This is a genomic window from Candidatus Methylacidiphilales bacterium, assembly GCA_033875315.1.
Classification (GTDB): domain Bacteria; phylum Verrucomicrobiota; class Verrucomicrobiia; order Methylacidiphilales; family CAZTYG01; genus JANRJG01.
Genome location: JANRJG010000038.1, coordinates 239,729 through 255,452, shown reverse-complemented (window position 1 = coordinate 255,452; position 15,724 = coordinate 239,729). Strand labels below are relative to the sequence as shown.

General features: G+C 61.8%; 13 protein-coding genes and 1 tRNA gene. 6 read left to right on the top strand and 8 right to left on the bottom strand.

The genetic code is table 11. From position 1 onward, the window contains the following. Nucleotides 1–9 precede the first annotated feature (9 nt). The 4 genes from SFU85_11695 to SFU85_11680 form a co-directional block, all read right to left on the bottom strand. Nucleotides 10–1,044 (bottom strand): LOG family protein, encoded by a 1,035-nt coding sequence (locus tag SFU85_11695; protein ID MDX6767440.1) that lies wholly within the window; start codon nucleotides 1,042–1,044, stop codon nucleotides 10–12. A 22-nt stretch (nucleotides 1,045–1,066) separates the two neighbouring features. Further along, nucleotides 1,067–1,945, bottom strand: coding sequence for a methylenetetrahydrofolate reductase [NAD(P)H] (gene metF / locus SFU85_11690; GenBank protein ID MDX6767439.1), 879 nt, complete (start codon nucleotides 1,943–1,945; stop codon nucleotides 1,067–1,069). A 37-nt stretch (nucleotides 1,946–1,982) separates the two neighbouring features. Beyond that, a complete protein-coding gene (gene rlmN / locus SFU85_11685; protein MDX6767438.1) occupies nucleotides 1,983–3,056 on the bottom strand; it encodes a 23S rRNA (adenine(2503)-C(2))-methyltransferase RlmN in 1,074 nt (357 codons plus the stop codon). Nucleotides 3,057–3,152: 96 nt separating this feature from the next. Then, a complete protein-coding gene (locus SFU85_11680; GenBank protein ID MDX6767437.1) occupies nucleotides 3,153–4,547 on the bottom strand; it encodes a sugar transferase in 1,395 nt (464 codons plus the stop codon). Between the two features lie 92 nt (nucleotides 4,548–4,639). Between SFU85_11680 and SFU85_11675 the strand changes: the two genes are divergently transcribed. After that, nucleotides 4,640–6,181, top strand: coding sequence for a hypothetical protein (locus SFU85_11675; protein MDX6767436.1), 1,542 nt, complete (start codon nucleotides 4,640–4,642; stop codon nucleotides 6,179–6,181). 79 nt (nucleotides 6,182–6,260) lie between these two features. On the opposite strand, the gene SFU85_11670 is transcribed toward SFU85_11675, so the two are convergent. After that, nucleotides 6,261–6,875 (bottom strand): superoxide dismutase, encoded by a 615-nt coding sequence (locus tag SFU85_11670; protein ID MDX6767435.1) that lies wholly within the window; start codon nucleotides 6,873–6,875, stop codon nucleotides 6,261–6,263. Between the two features lie 102 nt (nucleotides 6,876–6,977). On the opposite strand from SFU85_11670, the gene SFU85_11665 reads away from it, so the two are divergent. After that, nucleotides 6,978–7,820, top strand: coding sequence for a histidinol-phosphatase (locus tag SFU85_11665; GenBank protein MDX6767434.1), 843 nt, complete (start codon nucleotides 6,978–6,980; stop codon nucleotides 7,818–7,820). A 58-nt stretch (nucleotides 7,821–7,878) separates the two neighbouring features. Continuing rightward, entirely contained in the window at nucleotides 7,879–11,361 is a 3,483-nt protein-coding gene (locus SFU85_11660; GenBank protein ID MDX6767433.1) for a pyruvate carboxylase, read from the top strand. 13 nt (nucleotides 11,362–11,374) lie between these two features. Here SFU85_11660 and SFU85_11655 read toward each other — a convergent pair whose 3' ends face one another. Beyond that, nucleotides 11,375–11,731, bottom strand: a complete 357-nt coding sequence (locus tag SFU85_11655) for a response regulator (protein MDX6767432.1) — start codon at nucleotides 11,729–11,731, stop codon at nucleotides 11,375–11,377. Nucleotides 11,732–11,831: 100 nt separating this feature from the next. Further along, nucleotides 11,832–12,680 (bottom strand): tetratricopeptide repeat protein, encoded by an 849-nt coding sequence (locus SFU85_11650; protein ID MDX6767431.1) that lies wholly within the window; start codon nucleotides 12,678–12,680, stop codon nucleotides 11,832–11,834. A 110-nt stretch (nucleotides 12,681–12,790) separates the two neighbouring features. Between SFU85_11650 and SFU85_11645 the strand changes: the two genes are divergently transcribed. Continuing rightward, the gene (locus tag SFU85_11645) at nucleotides 12,791–13,435 is read left to right on the top strand and encodes a tetratricopeptide repeat protein (GenBank protein MDX6767430.1); all 645 of its coding nucleotides are present in this window, start codon (nucleotides 12,791–12,793) and stop codon (nucleotides 13,433–13,435) included. 82 nt (nucleotides 13,436–13,517) lie between these two features. Continuing rightward, nucleotides 13,518–13,589, top strand: a tRNA-Cys gene (locus SFU85_11640). Between the two features lie 187 nt (nucleotides 13,590–13,776). Here SFU85_11640 and SFU85_11635 read toward each other — a convergent pair. Continuing rightward, nucleotides 13,777–14,361, bottom strand: a complete 585-nt coding sequence (locus tag SFU85_11635) for a shikimate kinase (protein MDX6767429.1) — start codon at nucleotides 14,359–14,361, stop codon at nucleotides 13,777–13,779. Between the two features lie 94 nt (nucleotides 14,362–14,455). On the opposite strand from SFU85_11635, the gene aroC reads away from it, so the two are divergent. Next, the gene (gene aroC, locus SFU85_11630) at nucleotides 14,456–15,550 is read left to right on the top strand and encodes a chorismate synthase (protein ID MDX6767428.1); all 1,095 of its coding nucleotides are present in this window, start codon (nucleotides 14,456–14,458) and stop codon (nucleotides 15,548–15,550) included. Nucleotides 15,551–15,724 lie beyond the last annotated feature (174 nt).

Sequence of the window (15,724 nt, the reverse complement as noted above, 5' to 3'; positions counted from 1 at the left end):
TGGGAACGGTCAATACAGATTGATGCGGTCGATGAGGAGACGGAGGCGGCCGTAGGCTTTGCGGTTGAAGTGGAGGCAGAGGCGGGGGAGGTGGGCGATTTCGGGTTCGTTGATTTCTTCCGGCAGGGTCGGACACATGGCCAGGGGTTCCTCGGAAACCAGGATGTCCTGGAAGTCCTCCCGCAGGCGGACGAGCGCGGCGGGGGGGATTTCCCGCTGCATGCGGATGACCAGGATGTCGCGCACGTAACGATAGGAATGGAAGTTGTAGTAGAAGGTGACGACCTCCTTGCGGGCTTCTTCGATATTGTCGGTGATCTTGATGAGGTGGAAGTCCTCCGGGGAGATGAGGCCGTCGAGGAGGAGGTGTTCGCGGAGGTAGCGTTCGAAGGTGCGCCAGAAGTTGCCCTTGGGGGCGTCGACCATGACCACCGGGACGATGGGCGCCTTGCCCGTTTGCATGAGGGTGATGGCCTCGAAACCCTCGTCCATGGTGCCGAAGCCTCCGGGGAAGAGGGCGATGGCGTTGGAGTGCTTCACGAAGTTGAGTTTGCGGGTGAAGAAGTATTTGAAGTTGATGAGCTTGGGGTCACCTTCGATGGTTTTGTTGGCGTGCTGTTCGAAAGGGAGTTGGATGTTGAGGGCGAAGCTGCGTTCCCGGCCGGCTCCGGCCTGGGCCGCACCCATGATGCCGTCTCCGCCGCCGGTGATGACCATGTAGCCGGACTCCATCATGAGACGGGCGAAGTCGTGGGCGGCCTGGAACTCGTTCCGGTGGCTGGGCGTGCGGGCGGAGCCGAAAATGGAAATTTTCCGGTTGGCGGAATAGGGTTTGAAGACGGCGTTGGCGTAGCGCAACTCCTTCATCAAGGTGTTGAACTGGCGGATGTCGCCGGGGCGGGGCTCATCCTTGATGTATTTCAGAATGGTCACGACCATCTCACGGAAAAATTCACGGTCGGTTTCTGCGCCCCAAAGGTCGAGGAGGGCGTCGATTTGTTGTTCGGCCTCGGGATGGCCGGTGGTGTATTTGCGCTCGGGCATGGGAATGGAAGTTTAAATCCAACTATAGAATCGCGCCTTTCATGGCGAGGTTTTCATGGATGCGGCGGGTGGCCCCGGCTTTGTTGAGCGTGTAAAAATGGATGCCCTGCACGCCGTGATCGATGAGGTCGCGGGTCTGTTCGGTGGCCCAGTGGGTGCCGACGCGGGCGACTTCGTCGTCGGTTTTGGCCCGTTCCACCGCACGGAGGAGACCGGCGGGGATGCGGGCACCGGCGGCCAACTCGGCCATGCGGACCATGCCGGAACGGGTGGTGATCGGCATGATGCCGGCGATGACCGGCACCCGGATACCGGCCAGTTCGCAGCGTTCGCAGAAATCGTAGAAATCCCGGTTGTCAAAGAAGAGCTGGGTGACGATGTAGTCGGCACCGGAGTCGACCTTGGCCTTGAGATGGTCCATTTCCCGGAGGCGGTTGGGAGTGCCGGGATGGCCTTCCGGAAAACCGGCCACGGCCACACCCATGTGGGGGAAACTTTTCTTGATGAAGGCGACCAAATCGGCGGCGTACGGAAAGCCGTCGGGCGCGCAGGTCCAGGGCTGGCCCTTGGGGGGATCGCCGCGAAGGGCCAGGATGTTGTGCACGCCGGCGGCGTCATAGCGCTCGAGGATGGCGCGGATTTCGTCGCGCGGGGCGTTGACGCAGGTGAGGTGGGAGACGACGGTGATGCCGGTTTCCTGCTGGATGCGGACGACGAGGTTGTGGGTGCGTTCGCGCGTGCTGCCGCCGGCACCGTAGGTCACGCTGACGTAAGAGGGTTCCAGTTCGCCCAGGTCGGAGATGGTTTGGAAGAGCGCGTCCCACTCGGCTTCGGCCTTGGGTGGGAAGAATTCGAAGCTGAACGCCGTCCGGGTGCGGGCGAGGATGTCTTTGACCAGCATGCTGGAAGGGTAGTTTATTATTTTGCGTTTGTAAGTTCTAAGTTGGAACGGATTCCCCGGCCTTTTGGAGTTCCTTGAGGCGGAGCTGGCCGCAGGCGGCGTCGATGTCGTGTCCTTTTTCCAACCGGAGAGTGACGGTGACCCCGCCGTGTTCGACGATGTCGCGGAAGGCCTCGATGACCGCCGTCTCGGGTCGTTCCCAAGGGAGGCCCTCGACGGTATTGTAGGGGATGAGGTTGACCTTGGCATCCAGCCTGCGTGCGTGCCGGACGAGGAGGCGGGCCTCTTCCGGGGCGTCATTGACTCCGCGGATGAGGATGTATTCGAAGGTGATTTTCTGCTTCTTGCGGGCGTGGAAGTAGGCGCAGGCTTCGAGCAGATCTTCCACGGGGTGCTTGCGGTTGACGGGCATGATGACGTCGCGGACGGCGTTGCTGGCGCCGTGGAGGGAGATGGCCAGGCGGAGCTGGCGGGGCTGGTCGGCCAGTTCGCGGATGCGCGGGACGACACCACTGGTGGAGATGGTGATGTGGCGGGCGCCGAGATTGATGCCGTCGGGTGCGTTGATGACGTCGATGGCGGCCATGAGATTCTGGAAATTGGCCAGGGGTTCGCCCATGCCCATGAAGACGAGGTTGTTGATGCGCTGGCCGGTATGGCGTTCGGCTTCCATGATCTGTCCGATGATTTCACCCGGGGTGAGGTGGCGTTTCCAGCCTTCGAGCCCGCTGGCGCAGAACTTGCAGCCATAGGCGCATCCGACCTGGGTGGAAACGCAGAGGGTGTGGCGGTCCGAGGTTTCGCCGTAGAGGGCGGGGGAGGCGGGGATGACCACGCACTCGATGTAATCGCCCTGGTTCAGCTTGAAGAGGAGTTTCTGTGTGGTGTCGGCGGCACCCTGGACCCGGACAAGTTCAAGGCCGCGCAGGCGGTATTTATTGGCTAGATCTTCACGCAGCGGTGCGGGGAGATTGGACATGCCGGCGAAGTCGTCGACGCGGCGGGCAAAGACCCATTCGGACAGTTGCCTGGCCCGGTAGGCGGGGGCGTCGCCGAGATTCCAATCTGCGGGCGGAACATCCAGGAGGAGTGGCCGGGGATCGGGGGGCATGGGTGGCGGAGGTTTGAGTTTTAAGAATTAAGTTTTAAGTGGAGGAGGAAAGAAGTGTCTTTCAGCTTAAACCTTACAAACTTAAATCGTAAAACTTCATTTGGCCCCCCTGCGGGCCAGGACGGCGGGGATGGTTTTGAAGAGGATCTCGAAATCGAGCCCGAGCGACCAGCGGTCGATGTATTCAAGATCCATGCGGACCCAGTCCTTGAAGTCGGAGACCTCGTTGCGGCCGCAGACCTGCCAGAGGCAGGTGAGGCCGGGTTTGACGCTCAGGCGGCGGCGCTGGGCGTTCTCGGACATGGCGAGGGTTTCGTAGACCGGAAGGGGGCGGGGGCCGACCAGGCTCATTTCGCCGCGTAGCACGTTCCAGAGCTGGGGGAGTTCATCGAGGCTGGTGGCGCGGAGCCAGCGGCCGAAGGGGGTGACGCGGGGGTCCTTGCTGATCTTGAAGACCGGCCCGGACATTTCGTTGTATTGCTGGAGTTCCTGACGGGTCTGTTCCGCATTGCTGACCATGGAGCGGAACTTGTACATGAGGAAGGGCCTTCCATAGCGCCCGCTGCGTTCCTGCCTGAAGAAGACGGGCCCGGGCGAGGTGATGCGGATGACAGCGGCGATGACGGCAAACATGGGGGAGGAGCAGACCAGAAGCGCGGCCGCACCGATGCGGTCGACGAGATTTTTCAACAGGAGTTGCCAGGAGCTGTCCGGAGTGGAGCGGAAGATGAGGACCGGAAGTCCGGCGATATAATCCACTTTCAACTGGGCCAGGGAGGTTTCAATGAATCCGGTGGTCATCCAGACCTCGATGCCTTCCTGCTCGCAGGCCTGGATGGCTTCGGTGACCTTTTGGATCGAGCCTTTGCGGATGTCGAAGATGACGAGTTCGATGGAGCCTTGGTGAAGGCGGTCGATGAAGCCGGCAAGGTCGAAGTTCTCCAGGCTCATTTCGTCGGCGACGCGGAAGGCGAATTCGGGATGGCTGTCGAGGTATTCGGGCCAGGTGGTGGAGCCGGGGCGGTCGCTGACCACCATGAGGCTGTGGCGGTGGGCGCCGCCCTCGGCGATGCGCAGGCGCCACCAGCGGGTGACGAATTCCCGAAGGCAGAGGCAGGCGGCGTAGGTGGGGACGAAGATGATGAAGACCAGCCGGCTCAGTTGGACCTGGATGAGGAACTGGGTGACAACCATGAGCAGGAAAAGGATGAGCGAGGCCTGGAGGGCGAGATTGACGACGTGGGAGAGATGTTGCTTGACGCTCTGGCTGTAAAAATTGAGCCGGAAGAGGATGAGGGGGGAGGCGGCCAAAAGGAGGGGAAGGAACTTGGCATACATGCTGAAACTGCCGATGTAGTTCAGTTCGAAGGCGGGCAGGTAGGGCAGGAGCCAGTCGCGGATGCCGAAGGCGACGGCAAAGGCCAGGCAGGCCAGCATGCTGTCGAGGCATTGAAGGCCCAGGCGGTGTTGGCGTGCGTGGTCCAGAAGCATAAGGCGCGGGCGCCTATTCTGTCCCTACCGATCAAAGCGTCAAGGGGGTTTGCGGATTGCCGTAAAGCGTGTCCTCCCGCAAAGTGCACACCATGAAAGCGCGCTGGCTGGTCCGTGGGGATTGGGATGGTTTTTTTGGTCTTTTCATCGACAACATCCTGCAACTGCTGCTCATCCTGAGCCTTTGTCCATTGGCCGCTGGGATTCCGGCCACATTTGTGGTTTCGACCATCCTGCCGGGGGCGGCGGTGTCGATCTTGGTGGGCAATCTCTTTTATGCGTGGCAGGCGCGGCGACTGGCAGAGGCCAGCGGGCGTCAGGATGTGACGGCACTGCCCTATGGGATCAACACGCCATCGTTGGTGGCCTTCATTTTCCTGATCATGGGGCCTGTCTACCGCGAAAGCGGAGACCCGATGCTGGCATGGAAAGCGGGTTTGGCGGCCTGTTTCTTGAGCGGGTTGATGGAACTGGGGGGGGCCTTCGTAGGAGATTGGCTGCGGCGCAACACCCCGCGGGCGGCACTGCTGGCCTCGCTGGCCGGGGTGGCGGTCACCTTCATCGCGATGGGATTCGTTTTCCAAATTTTCGCCTCACCGGCGGTGGCCCTGATCCCGATGTTGATGATTGTGGCGGTTTATGCGTCGAAATCGAAACTTCCGTTCGGCATACCCGGAGGACTGGCGGCGGTGCTGGTCGGGGTTCTCCTTTCCTGGGCTTTGCGCTGGGCGGGATACGGAAGCTCGGGGATTCCGGCAGAGGCGTCGTCCCTGTCCGGGCCGGCCTGGCATCTGCCGGTGTGGTCCGGGTCCGAGTTGTTTTCCTTTCTCGGGGGACCCGATGGATGGAAGTATTTGTCAATCATCGTGCCGATGGGGCTCTTCAATGTGATTGGTTCCCTCCAGTGTTTGGAAAGTGCGGAGGCCGCAGGCGACCGGTTCCCCACGCGATCCTCGCTGGCGGTGAACGGGCTGGGAACCCTGGCGGCCTGTCTGTTTGGCAGCGCTTTCCCGACCACCATCTATATCGGCCATCCGGGTTGGAAGAACATGGGCGCAAGATCGGGCTACTCGATCCTGAACGGTCTGGTCATCACCGCACTGTGTCTGGCGGGAGGGGTTGGCTGGGTGTTGCAGGTGGTGCCGCTGGAGGCCACCCTGGGGATCGTGCTTTGGATCGGTTTGATCATTCTGGCACAGGCTTTCCAAGAAACACCGGCCCGGCACGCCCTGGCCGTGGGGCTGGGTTTGCTGCCCGCCCTCGCCGCCTGGGCTTTGCTTTTGATTGAAACCACCCTGAGGACGGCGGGGACCACGTTGACGGCGACGATTGATCGATTCGGGGCGGAACTTTACATCAAGGGGGTGTTGTCGTTGAGCCAGGGATTCCTGCTCACATCCATGCTGCTGGCCAGCATTCTGGTGCATGTGATCGAACGGCGGTTCATTCTGGCGGCGGTCTGGTGCACGGCAGCGGGGGTGTTGTCGTCCCTCGGTCTCATCCATGCCTACAAAATCGGTCCCGTGGGTGTGGAAAACCATTTTGGTGTCTGGGTGGCGCCCGATTTTGCCCTGTCTTACTTTGCCGCCGCCGGGGTTTTTTTGTTGTTCAAGCGGTGGTCAACAACCACCTGAGCCGGGGATCTTGGCAAAAAAAGGGCCGCCCTGATGGGCGGCCCTGGAAGAGGCGAGCGAGGCGGATGCGGCGGGAGGATTACTTTTTAGCTCCAGCGTAAAGCTTTCCAACTTCGTCCCAATTCAGCACGTTCCAGACGGCCTTGAGGTAGTCCGGGCGCTTGTTCTGGTATTTGAGGTAATAGGCGTGCTCCCAGACATCGATCCCGAGGATGGGGGTGAGGCCGTCCATGACCGGGCTGTCCTGGTTGGGGGTGGAGACGACCGCGAGTTTGCCCGTGGCATCGACGATCAACCAAGACCAGCCGCTGCCGAAGCGCTTGATGCCGGCGTCCTCGATTTTGGCCTTCAAGTCGTCGAGGCTGCCGAAAGCGGCCTTGATGTCATCGGCGAGTTTGCCCGTGGGTTCCTTGGAGCCGCCGGGGGTGAGGATATTCCAGAAGAGGGTGTGGTTGGCGTGACCGCCACCGTTGTTGCGGACGGCGCCGCGGATGGCTTCGGGAACCGAGTTGAGGTTGCGGATCAGATCCTCGATGGACTTGGAAGCCAGTTCGGGGGCCGATTCCAGTGCTTTGTTGAGGTTGTTGACGTAGGCGGCATGGTGTTTGCCGTGATGGATTTCCATCGTCTGGGTGTCGATGTGGGGCTCGAGGGCGTTTGTGGCAAAGCCGAGTTCGGGAAGGGTATAAGCCATGGGTTCTCCTGTTTGTGGGTTGGATGGACAAGCTAGTCCACGCAGGAAGTCTGGCAAGTCCTGGGTTGGAATCTCTGGAACGGGCGCTAGCGTGGGATGCCCATGGAGCCTGCTTCCGAATGTCCCCCTCGCCTGGTTTACGAAACGCACAGCCACACCCCCCTGTGCAAGCATGCCGAGGGCGAACCGGAGGATTATGCCCGCCGGGCCTGGGAGCGGGGTATGAAGGGGTTGACCATCACCTGTCACGGCCCGCTCCCTGACGATTTGTCGGCATCGGTGCGGATGACCCCTGAGCAGTTCCCCCAATACCTCGATTTGGTGGCTGGGGCGCGCGAAGTTTGGGCGGGACGGGTGGATGTCCTCCTCGGTTTGGAGAGTGACTACCTTCCGGGATTGGAAGATTGGATTGAAGCGCTGCACAAGCGGGCGGATTTCCATTACGTCCTGGGGTCGGTCCATCCGCACATCCGGGAATACCGGGAGCGGTATTATTCTTCCGGCTGGGCGGATTTTCACCGGGGCTACTTTGGGCATCTGGCGGATGCAGCCGAGACGGGTCTGTTTGATTGTCTGGCCCACCCCGACATCGTGAAAAACCTGGGTCCGGCGGAATGGGATATCGATGCGTTGATGTCCGACATCCGGCGGGCGTTGGACCGGATTGCGGCCACCGGTATCGCGATGGAACTCAACACCTCCGGAGTGAACAAAGTGGTGCCGGAAATGAACCCGGCACCGCAGATCCTGCGGGAGATGTACCTGCGCGGAATCCCGGTGGTGGTGGGGGCTGACGCCCATGTGCCGGAAAGGGTGGGTGACGGCTATGCCCGGGCCTACGACCACCTGGAAGCGGCGGGATACGACCGGGTGCACCACTTCATTGGCCGGCAGAAGCAGTCTCTGGCGATCACCGAGGCCCGCCTCTCCCTGCAGGCCGCCTGACTGGGGTTGGCCCCGCTTGCATCCCGGTTCGGGGCCGCTTATAAACGGAAACTCCTGTATGCGCTCCGCCAAAAAACCTCCTGTATCCCCCGTCCGTCCCATCCAAAAACTTCTGGCGGCGAACCGGAACGAAATCGCGATCCGTATCTTCCGTTCGGCCACAGAATTGGGTCTGCGCACGGTCGCGGTTTATGCCCAGGAGGACCGCTTTTCCATCCACCGGTTCAAGGCGGACGAGGCCTATCTTCTCGATGCCCACAAAGGACCTGTCGGCGCCTACCTGGACATCCCCGGCATCGTGCAGGTGGCCAAGGACCACGGGGTGGACGCCATCCATCCGGGTTATGGCTTTCTCTCCGAGAATGCCGCCTTCGCCCGCGCCTGCGCCGAAGCCGGGATCACCTTCGTCGGCCCGCGGCCGGAACTTCTGGAATTGATGGGCGACAAGGTGGCGGCGCGGGCCTTGGTCAAGAAGCTCGGCGTGCCGACCCTACCCGGCACTGATGAACCGGTTTCCGATCGGGCCAAGGCGCTTAAACTGGCCAAGGAGATCGGCTTTCCTTTGATCATCAAGGCGGCCTTTGGTGGGGGCGGGCGCGGCATGCGCGTGGTTCACAAGGCGGTCGATCTCTCCCGATTGTTGGATGAGGCCTGCAATGAAGCCGAGCGCGCATTCGGGAACGCGGCGGTTTTCCTGGAAAAGTTCATTCCCAAGGCCAAACACATCGAGGTCCAGATCCTGGGCGACCGGCACGGCCAGGTGGTGCATCTTTATGAGCGGGATTGCTCGGTGCAGCGCCGACACCAGAAGGTGATCGAGATGGCGCCATCGGTGGGTGTGGATGAGTCCGTGCGGCGCGAGCTTTGGGACGCCTCGGTGCGCATCGCCCGGGAAACCCGCTACGATAACGCCGGAACGATTGAGTTCCTTTACGATGTCGATTCCAAGGAATGGTTCTTCATCGAGATGAATCCGCGCATCCAGGTCGAGCACACGGTGACCGAGGAGATCACCAACATCGATATCGTGCGTTCGCAGATCCTGGTGGCCCAGGGGCATGCCCTGCATGGGCCGGAGGTATCCCTGCCCCAACAGGACCAGATCCCCTGTTTCGGCCATGCGGTGCAGTGCCGCGTGACCACGGAGGACCCCGAGAACGGTTTCACCCCCGACTACGGGGAAATCCTCACCTACCGCTCATCGGCAGGCTTCGGCATCCGCCTGGACGGTGGGATGGGCAGCGCGGGCACGGTGATCACACCTTTCTACGACTCCCTGCTGGTCAAGGTGACCGGGCGGGGCCGGACCTACCACCAGGCCCTAGGCCGCCTGGAGCGGGCCCTGCGTGAATTCCGCATCCGTGGCGTCAAAACGAACATCCCCTTCCTGGAAAATGTCCTGGCCAACGAACAGTTCCGCCGTGGCGAGGCGACGACCCGGTTGATCGATACCACCCCGGAGTTGTTCCACTTCCGTCCACGCAAGGACCGGGCGAGCAAGCTGCTGTCATTCCTCGGCGATGTCATCGTCAACGGCAATCCTCATGCCAAGGGATACCGCCCCTCTGGGCCGCTGCCCGCGCCGCCGCTGCCTGCATGGAATCACCGCCAGGCACCCCTTCCCGGCACACGGCAGATCCTGCTGGAGCGCGGCGCGGAGGGTTTTGCCCAATGGGTTCTGGAACAAAAGAAGCTCCTGGTGACCGACACCACCTTCCGGGACGCCCACCAATCGTTGATGGCCACGAGGGTGCGCAGCCGGGACATGCTGGTGGTGGCCGCTGCCATGGCGCGCCGCACCCCCGATCTCTTCAGCCTGGAAATGTGGGGCGGGGCGACCTTTGACACCGCCATGCGGTTCCTGCGCGAAGATCCGTGGGATCGGCTGCGCCAGTTGCGCGAACGTGTGCCCAACATTTGCTTCCAAATGCTTTTCCGCGGCAGCAACGCGGTGGGTTATTCCAATTACCCTGACAACGTGGTCCGCGGATTTGTCAAGCATGCCGCCGCCGCCGGCATGGACATCTTCCGCATCTTCGACTCACTGAACTACCTGCCCAATCTGGCCCCGGCCATGGAGGCGGTCCGCGGCACCCACGGCGTCTGCGAGGGAACGATCTGCTACACCGGCGACATCCTGGATCCCCGGCGGACCAAGTATTCGCTCAAGTATTACCTCAATCTGGCCCGCGAACTGCAAAAGATGGGGGCGCACATGATTGCCATCAAGGACATGGCCGGTCTGTGCCGCCCCTACGCCGCCCATGCCCTGGTCAAGGCCCTGAAAGAGGAAATCGGCCTGCCGGTGCACTTCCATACCCACGACACCAGTGGGATCAATGCCGCCTCCGTCCTCCAGGCCAGTGATGCCGGCGTGGACGTGGTCGACCTGGCGATCGCCTCCATGTCCGGTTCGACCAGCCAGCCCAACTTGAATTCCGTGGTGGCCGCGCTCCAACGCACGCGGCGTGACACCGGGCTGGACCTGGCCGCGCTCAATGAATACGCCGATTACTGGGAAACCGTGCGGGAGTATTACCGGCCTTTTGACACCGCCCCCAAGACCGGATCGGCGGAAGTTTACCTCCATGAGATGCCCGGCGGGCAATACACCAATCTCAAGGAACAGGCCGCCAGCATGGAAATCGGCCACCGCTGGCCGGAGATCGCCCAGACTTACGCCGAAGTGAACCAGCTTTTTGGCGACATCGTCAAGGTCACTCCCTCCAGCAAAGTGGTAGGAGACATGACCATGTTCCTCATCACACGCGGGATCAGGGCTTCCGATATCCCCAACCTGCCCCCGGGCACGGCCTTCCCGGAATCGGTCATCGACATGTTGGCGGGCGGCCTGGGCCAGCCCGTGGGCGGATGGCCCAAGCATCTCCAGCGACTGGTTTTGGGTAAACAGAAGCCCCTTACCGGACGCCCGGGCAGCCGGACCAAGGCGGTGAACCTCAAGGAAGTGCGCGAAGAACTCGCGGGCAAGTTGCGTCACGAGCCCAGCGACGACGAACTTTACAGCTACCTGATGTATCCGGCGGTGTTCCTCGAGTTCGCCAAATTCACCAGGGATTTCGGGGACGTTTCGGTCCTGCCCACCCCGGCCTTCTTCTACGGATTATTCCCGAAGGAGGAAATCAACCTCGAACTCGAGGAGGGCAAGACCCTCTTCATCAGTCTGGCCAATGTCAGCGACCCCGACGCCGAGGGCCGGCGGTTGGTGTCTTTTGAGTTGAATGGGCTGGCCCGGGGCACCAGCGTCGTCGACCGGACGATCAAACCCAAGACGCAGGCCCGCCGCAAGGCCGATCCCTCCGACCCCTTGCAGGTGGCCGCACCGATTCCCGGCATGGTCACTTCGATGGCGGTGGGTGTGGGCACCAAGGTTTCCGTGGGGGACAAGCTCCTGACCCTGGAAGCGATGAAGATGGTGACCACGCTCAACGCCTCCGCCGAAGGGGTCGTCGATGCGGTCTGCGTGAAGGTCGGGGAAACCGTGGAGAGCAAAGACCTGGTCATCCAACTCCGCAAGGGCTGAGTTGGGGGGCGTTTCAGCTTTCTTCCATGGCCCGGAGCACCGCGGCAAACAATTCCTCAGGCGGCAGGCTCTTGCTGACATATCCCTTGGCCCCGGCCTCGAGGGACTTTTGCATCAACTTCTCGTCATAGCCCAGCCCGGTGAGCATGACCACGGGCACCTTGGGAGAAAGTTGGTGGATGATGGGCACCAGACGGGTGCCATCCGTGTCCTTGAGCCGGATATCAAGCACGACCACATCCAGAGGATGGTGGGTCAGGTGTTTTTCCGCTTGCAGGGCGTCCGAGGCCGTGTCGACGTCGAATCCCTTTCCCTTGAAATACATGCTCAGGAAACTGACCACGTAGTGGTCATCGTCGATGATGAGCACCCTTCGTTTTTTGGTCGCGTGTGAATCCACTGCGACTCGATACTAAAGTTGGAGATGCCCGGGGCGCAAGCAAGTTTCTAGGCAGAAAGGGCTGCGGTGGTCAGGGTTGGGCCGGCTGGGTCCCTGTCTTGCTGTCTTCCTTCTTTTTGCCCGGGGTCAGATTCGGCAGAAGGCTTTCCAACGACAGGGGGTCGGGTGCGGGCGCGGCTTTTTCCGGCTGGAATTCCTGCGACATGCTGTTGAGGGCGGAGGCATCGATGGCTCCGATCGAGGCGATCTCCTCTTTTTTGACCCAGCCGAGTTCGACCATGCTGTCGGCAAAGGCCGCATTCATCCCGCCTGGATAGATGCTGAATGCCGATTGGATCAGCTCACGGCCTTTGCTCTCGCGGCCTTCCTTGAATTCGACGGCGGCTTGGGCGAAGTAATAAAAAGGATTCGAGATGGTTGGCTGGAGGTTCTCAACCGTTTTGCGCGCGGATCCGGGGTCGGCCCCGAGGAGTTCACAGAGAAAGACTTTGTAGCGGCCGAGGGCGTTGTTTTCGTTGCCTGGCAATTGGAGAAATTTGCGGAAAGTGTCGCGGGATTTGCCGTAGTCCTTGCGGAGGAAGCTGACCTCGGCGGAATTGAAAGTCGCGATGGCATTGCTCGGGTCTTTCTGGAGGATGCGGGCAAAGGAAGCCTCGGCCCCGTCGAAGTTCTTCTTCCGCACATTGACCGCTCCCTGGATGTTGAGGGCGGGGGCATTGTCGGGATCTTTGGCCAGAAGCTCGTTGATTTTTTGCAGGGCCCCGTCGAGATCGGCCTGGTTCATCAGATTGATCGCCTCGGCATAGAGGATTTCAGTGGGCGATGGGGTGGCTTCGGGATTCTGTCCCCATAGCGTGAGTGGGGGGAGCATGAGGAAGGGACCGAGGATCAGTGCGGTCAGGAAGGGCTTCAAGGGCATGGACGGAACTTATCATATCCGGGATTTGAGACAATGGCTAATCCCCCCGATCCCCGCTTGCCAAAGGGGCCCGGGGTGGTTATGGGTGGGGCGTGAATCAAGCCCTTTGCATGGCGGCAAGCTGGCTGGTTCTGGCCGCGACACCCGTCCCGGCCGCCGAACCTGCGGTGGGAAACGACGACGCCTACCAAGAAGCATTCGTCGCCTTCAAGTCGGGCCATTTCGACGAAGCCTTGCACCGGGTGGATGCGTTGTTGCTGAAAGCCCCGCCCCCGGCACGGGTCTTGGAATTGAAAGGCCGGATCTTGCACCGGATGGGTTCGCCGGACAAAGCCGAGGGCTTTTTCTTCATGGCTTTGGAGCGTGATCCCGAATTGGTTTCGGCCCATTTTCATCTGGGCGAGGCCGCCTTCCGTCGCAAGGAATGGAGCGACGCCCTGCAATATTACCTGGTGCATTTGAAGAAAGTCCCTGGTGCCAAAGCCACCCTCCTCAAGGTGGTCTACTGCCAGATCGCTTCCGACCAACTGACCCAGGCGGCCCAGTTCATCCTCGGCCTGGATCCTTCCGACGAATACGAACCGGGTTATTACTTCGCCCGGGCCGCCCTGGCCTTGGCCTCGGGCAAGGAAAAGGAGGCTGCCGACGCGCTGGCCCAGGCGCGCACCATTTACGGAAATGAGGTCTTTTTCAGCTACGAGCCCGATTTCCTCTTCCTGCGCAAGAACGTCACCTGGCCCAAGCCCGGCAAATAACGCATTGCCAAAGACCCCCTCTTTGGAGATATTTTCCCCTTCGCCATCACCATCCCCGGTCCGGGGATCGGCTCGGCACGACGGCGGAGTAGCCAAGTGGTAAGGCAGGGCTCTGCAAAAGCCCCATTCGGCGGTTCGATTCCGCCCTCCGCCTTCGTGAGCGGACGCCCACTACGGCGGACACGTCCGCCCTGAATACCGAAGGCGCCCGCCGTAGCCTTGGCGTAGGCGGGAGGTGGGTCCAGCCGCGCAGGGGAGGAGTGATCTGCGACTTGGTTTGGTAGGTTCCCTTCTGAAAGGAAACGGAGACCGCACCACGAACCTTCGTGAGCGGACGCCCACTATGGCGGACTTGTCCGCCCGGGTTCACGCTCCAGCCTGCTTTCCAAGCCGCACCGCACCGACTCCGGAATCCGTTTCCAGATTTCTTCGGCCACCACCCGCGGACGCATGGTGGACACGTCGACGATGGTGTCGGCTTCTTCATAGTAGGCCTTCCGTGCTGTCTCCAGGTCGCGCAAAACCTGCAGGGGGTCTGGCTTTTGCAAGAGCGGCCGCGAGGTGTCCCGCTTCAAGCGTTGGTAGAGCACTTCGGGTGAGGCACGCAGGTAGACGATGTATCCGGACGCACGCAATGCGGCCCGGTTCTCCGGCAGGACCACCACACCCCCGCCTGTGGAAAGGATGGCCGGTCTTTCGTCGGCCAGAACCCCGGCCAAGACCTCGCGTTCGAATTCACGGAAGCGCGCCTCGCCCCATTCGGCGAAGAGGGCGGAAACGGTCTTCCGCATACGCCCTTCGATGGCGGCGTCGGTGTCGATGTAGGGGGCACCGCTGCGGGCGGCCAGGGCGCGGCCCACGCTGCTCTTGCCCGACCCCATCATGCCGACCAGCACCAAGTGCCGCGTTGTCCTGGATTGTGGCATGGGGGAAACTGTCGCGCCAAATTTGTGGCAGGAAAAGGATTTCCCGAAACCGTGCCGGCGTTTTTTTCGTTCGCCACACCCCCCGCCCTGTGGCATGACCATCCCCGTGCCCAATTCATTCGGTCATCTCTTCCGCATCACCACCTTCGGGGAATCGCACGGAGGTGGAGTCGGCGTGGTGGTCGACGGCTGCCCACCCCGCATCCCCCTCAAGCCCGAACAGATCCAAACCGATCTCGACCGCCGGCGCCCCGGCCAGAGCGCCATCACCACCCCGCGCAAGGAGGCCGACCGCTGCGAAATCCTCTCCGGTGTCTTCCAGGGCAAAACCACCGGCACCCCCATCGCCGTCCTCGTGCGCAACGAGGATGCCCGTCCCGAAGCTTACCGCGAAATGGAAACCCTCTTTCGTCCCTCGCACGCCGATTTCACCTACCAGGCCAAATTCGGCATCCGCAACCACGAAGGCGGGGGCCGCTCCTCCGCCCGCGAGACCATCGGCCGTGTCGCCGGGGCCGCTGTGGCCAAACAGGTTTTCCGCAAGTTCCTGCCCAAATTGGAAGTCGTGGCCTACGTCCGCCAAGTGCACAAACTCACCGCCAAGGTCGATCCCGGCGCCGTATCCTTCGCCGAGGTCGAATCCAACATCGTCCGCTGGCCGGACGCCCGGGATGCCGAACGCGTGGTGAAGCTGATCCAGCGCGCCCGCGCCCGCGGGGATTCCCTCGGGGGCATCATCGAGTGCGTCGTCCGCAAATGCCCGGCGGGCCTGGGCGAACCCGTCTTTGACCGCCTCGAGGCCGATCTGGCCAAGGCCATGCTGAGCCTGCCCGCCACCAAGGGCTTCGAGATCGGTTCCGGCTTCGCCTGCGCCACCCAGACCGGTTCCGAGCACAACGATGCCTTCGTCAAACGGGGCGGGCGGGTCCGCACCTTGACCAACCGCAGCGGCGGCGTTCAGGGCGGGATCAGCAACGGTGAGGACATCGTTTTCCGCGTGGCCTTCAAGCCGGTGGCCACCATCGCCCAAGCCCAGCAAACCGTCTCGGTGGCCGGCAAGGCCGGGGTGCTCAAGGCCCGCGGCCGCCATGATCCCTGCGTCCTCCCCCGGGCCGTGCCCATGGTCGAGGCCATGACCCACCTCGTCCTGGTCGACCACTTCCTCCGCCAGCGGGCCCAGAATGCTTAGAGCCTATCCGGATAGGCTCTAAGCCGGAGAAAAGCACTTCACCGCAAGGGGCGCTAAGAACGCGAAGCTGAAACTTTTGGCGTTGAGGGTTTTAGATAGCAGTTCAACCGCATTGCAGATGAATGGGGATTGACTGACCGGTGAGACGATATGTTACCTGTTAAAAGTCCAATG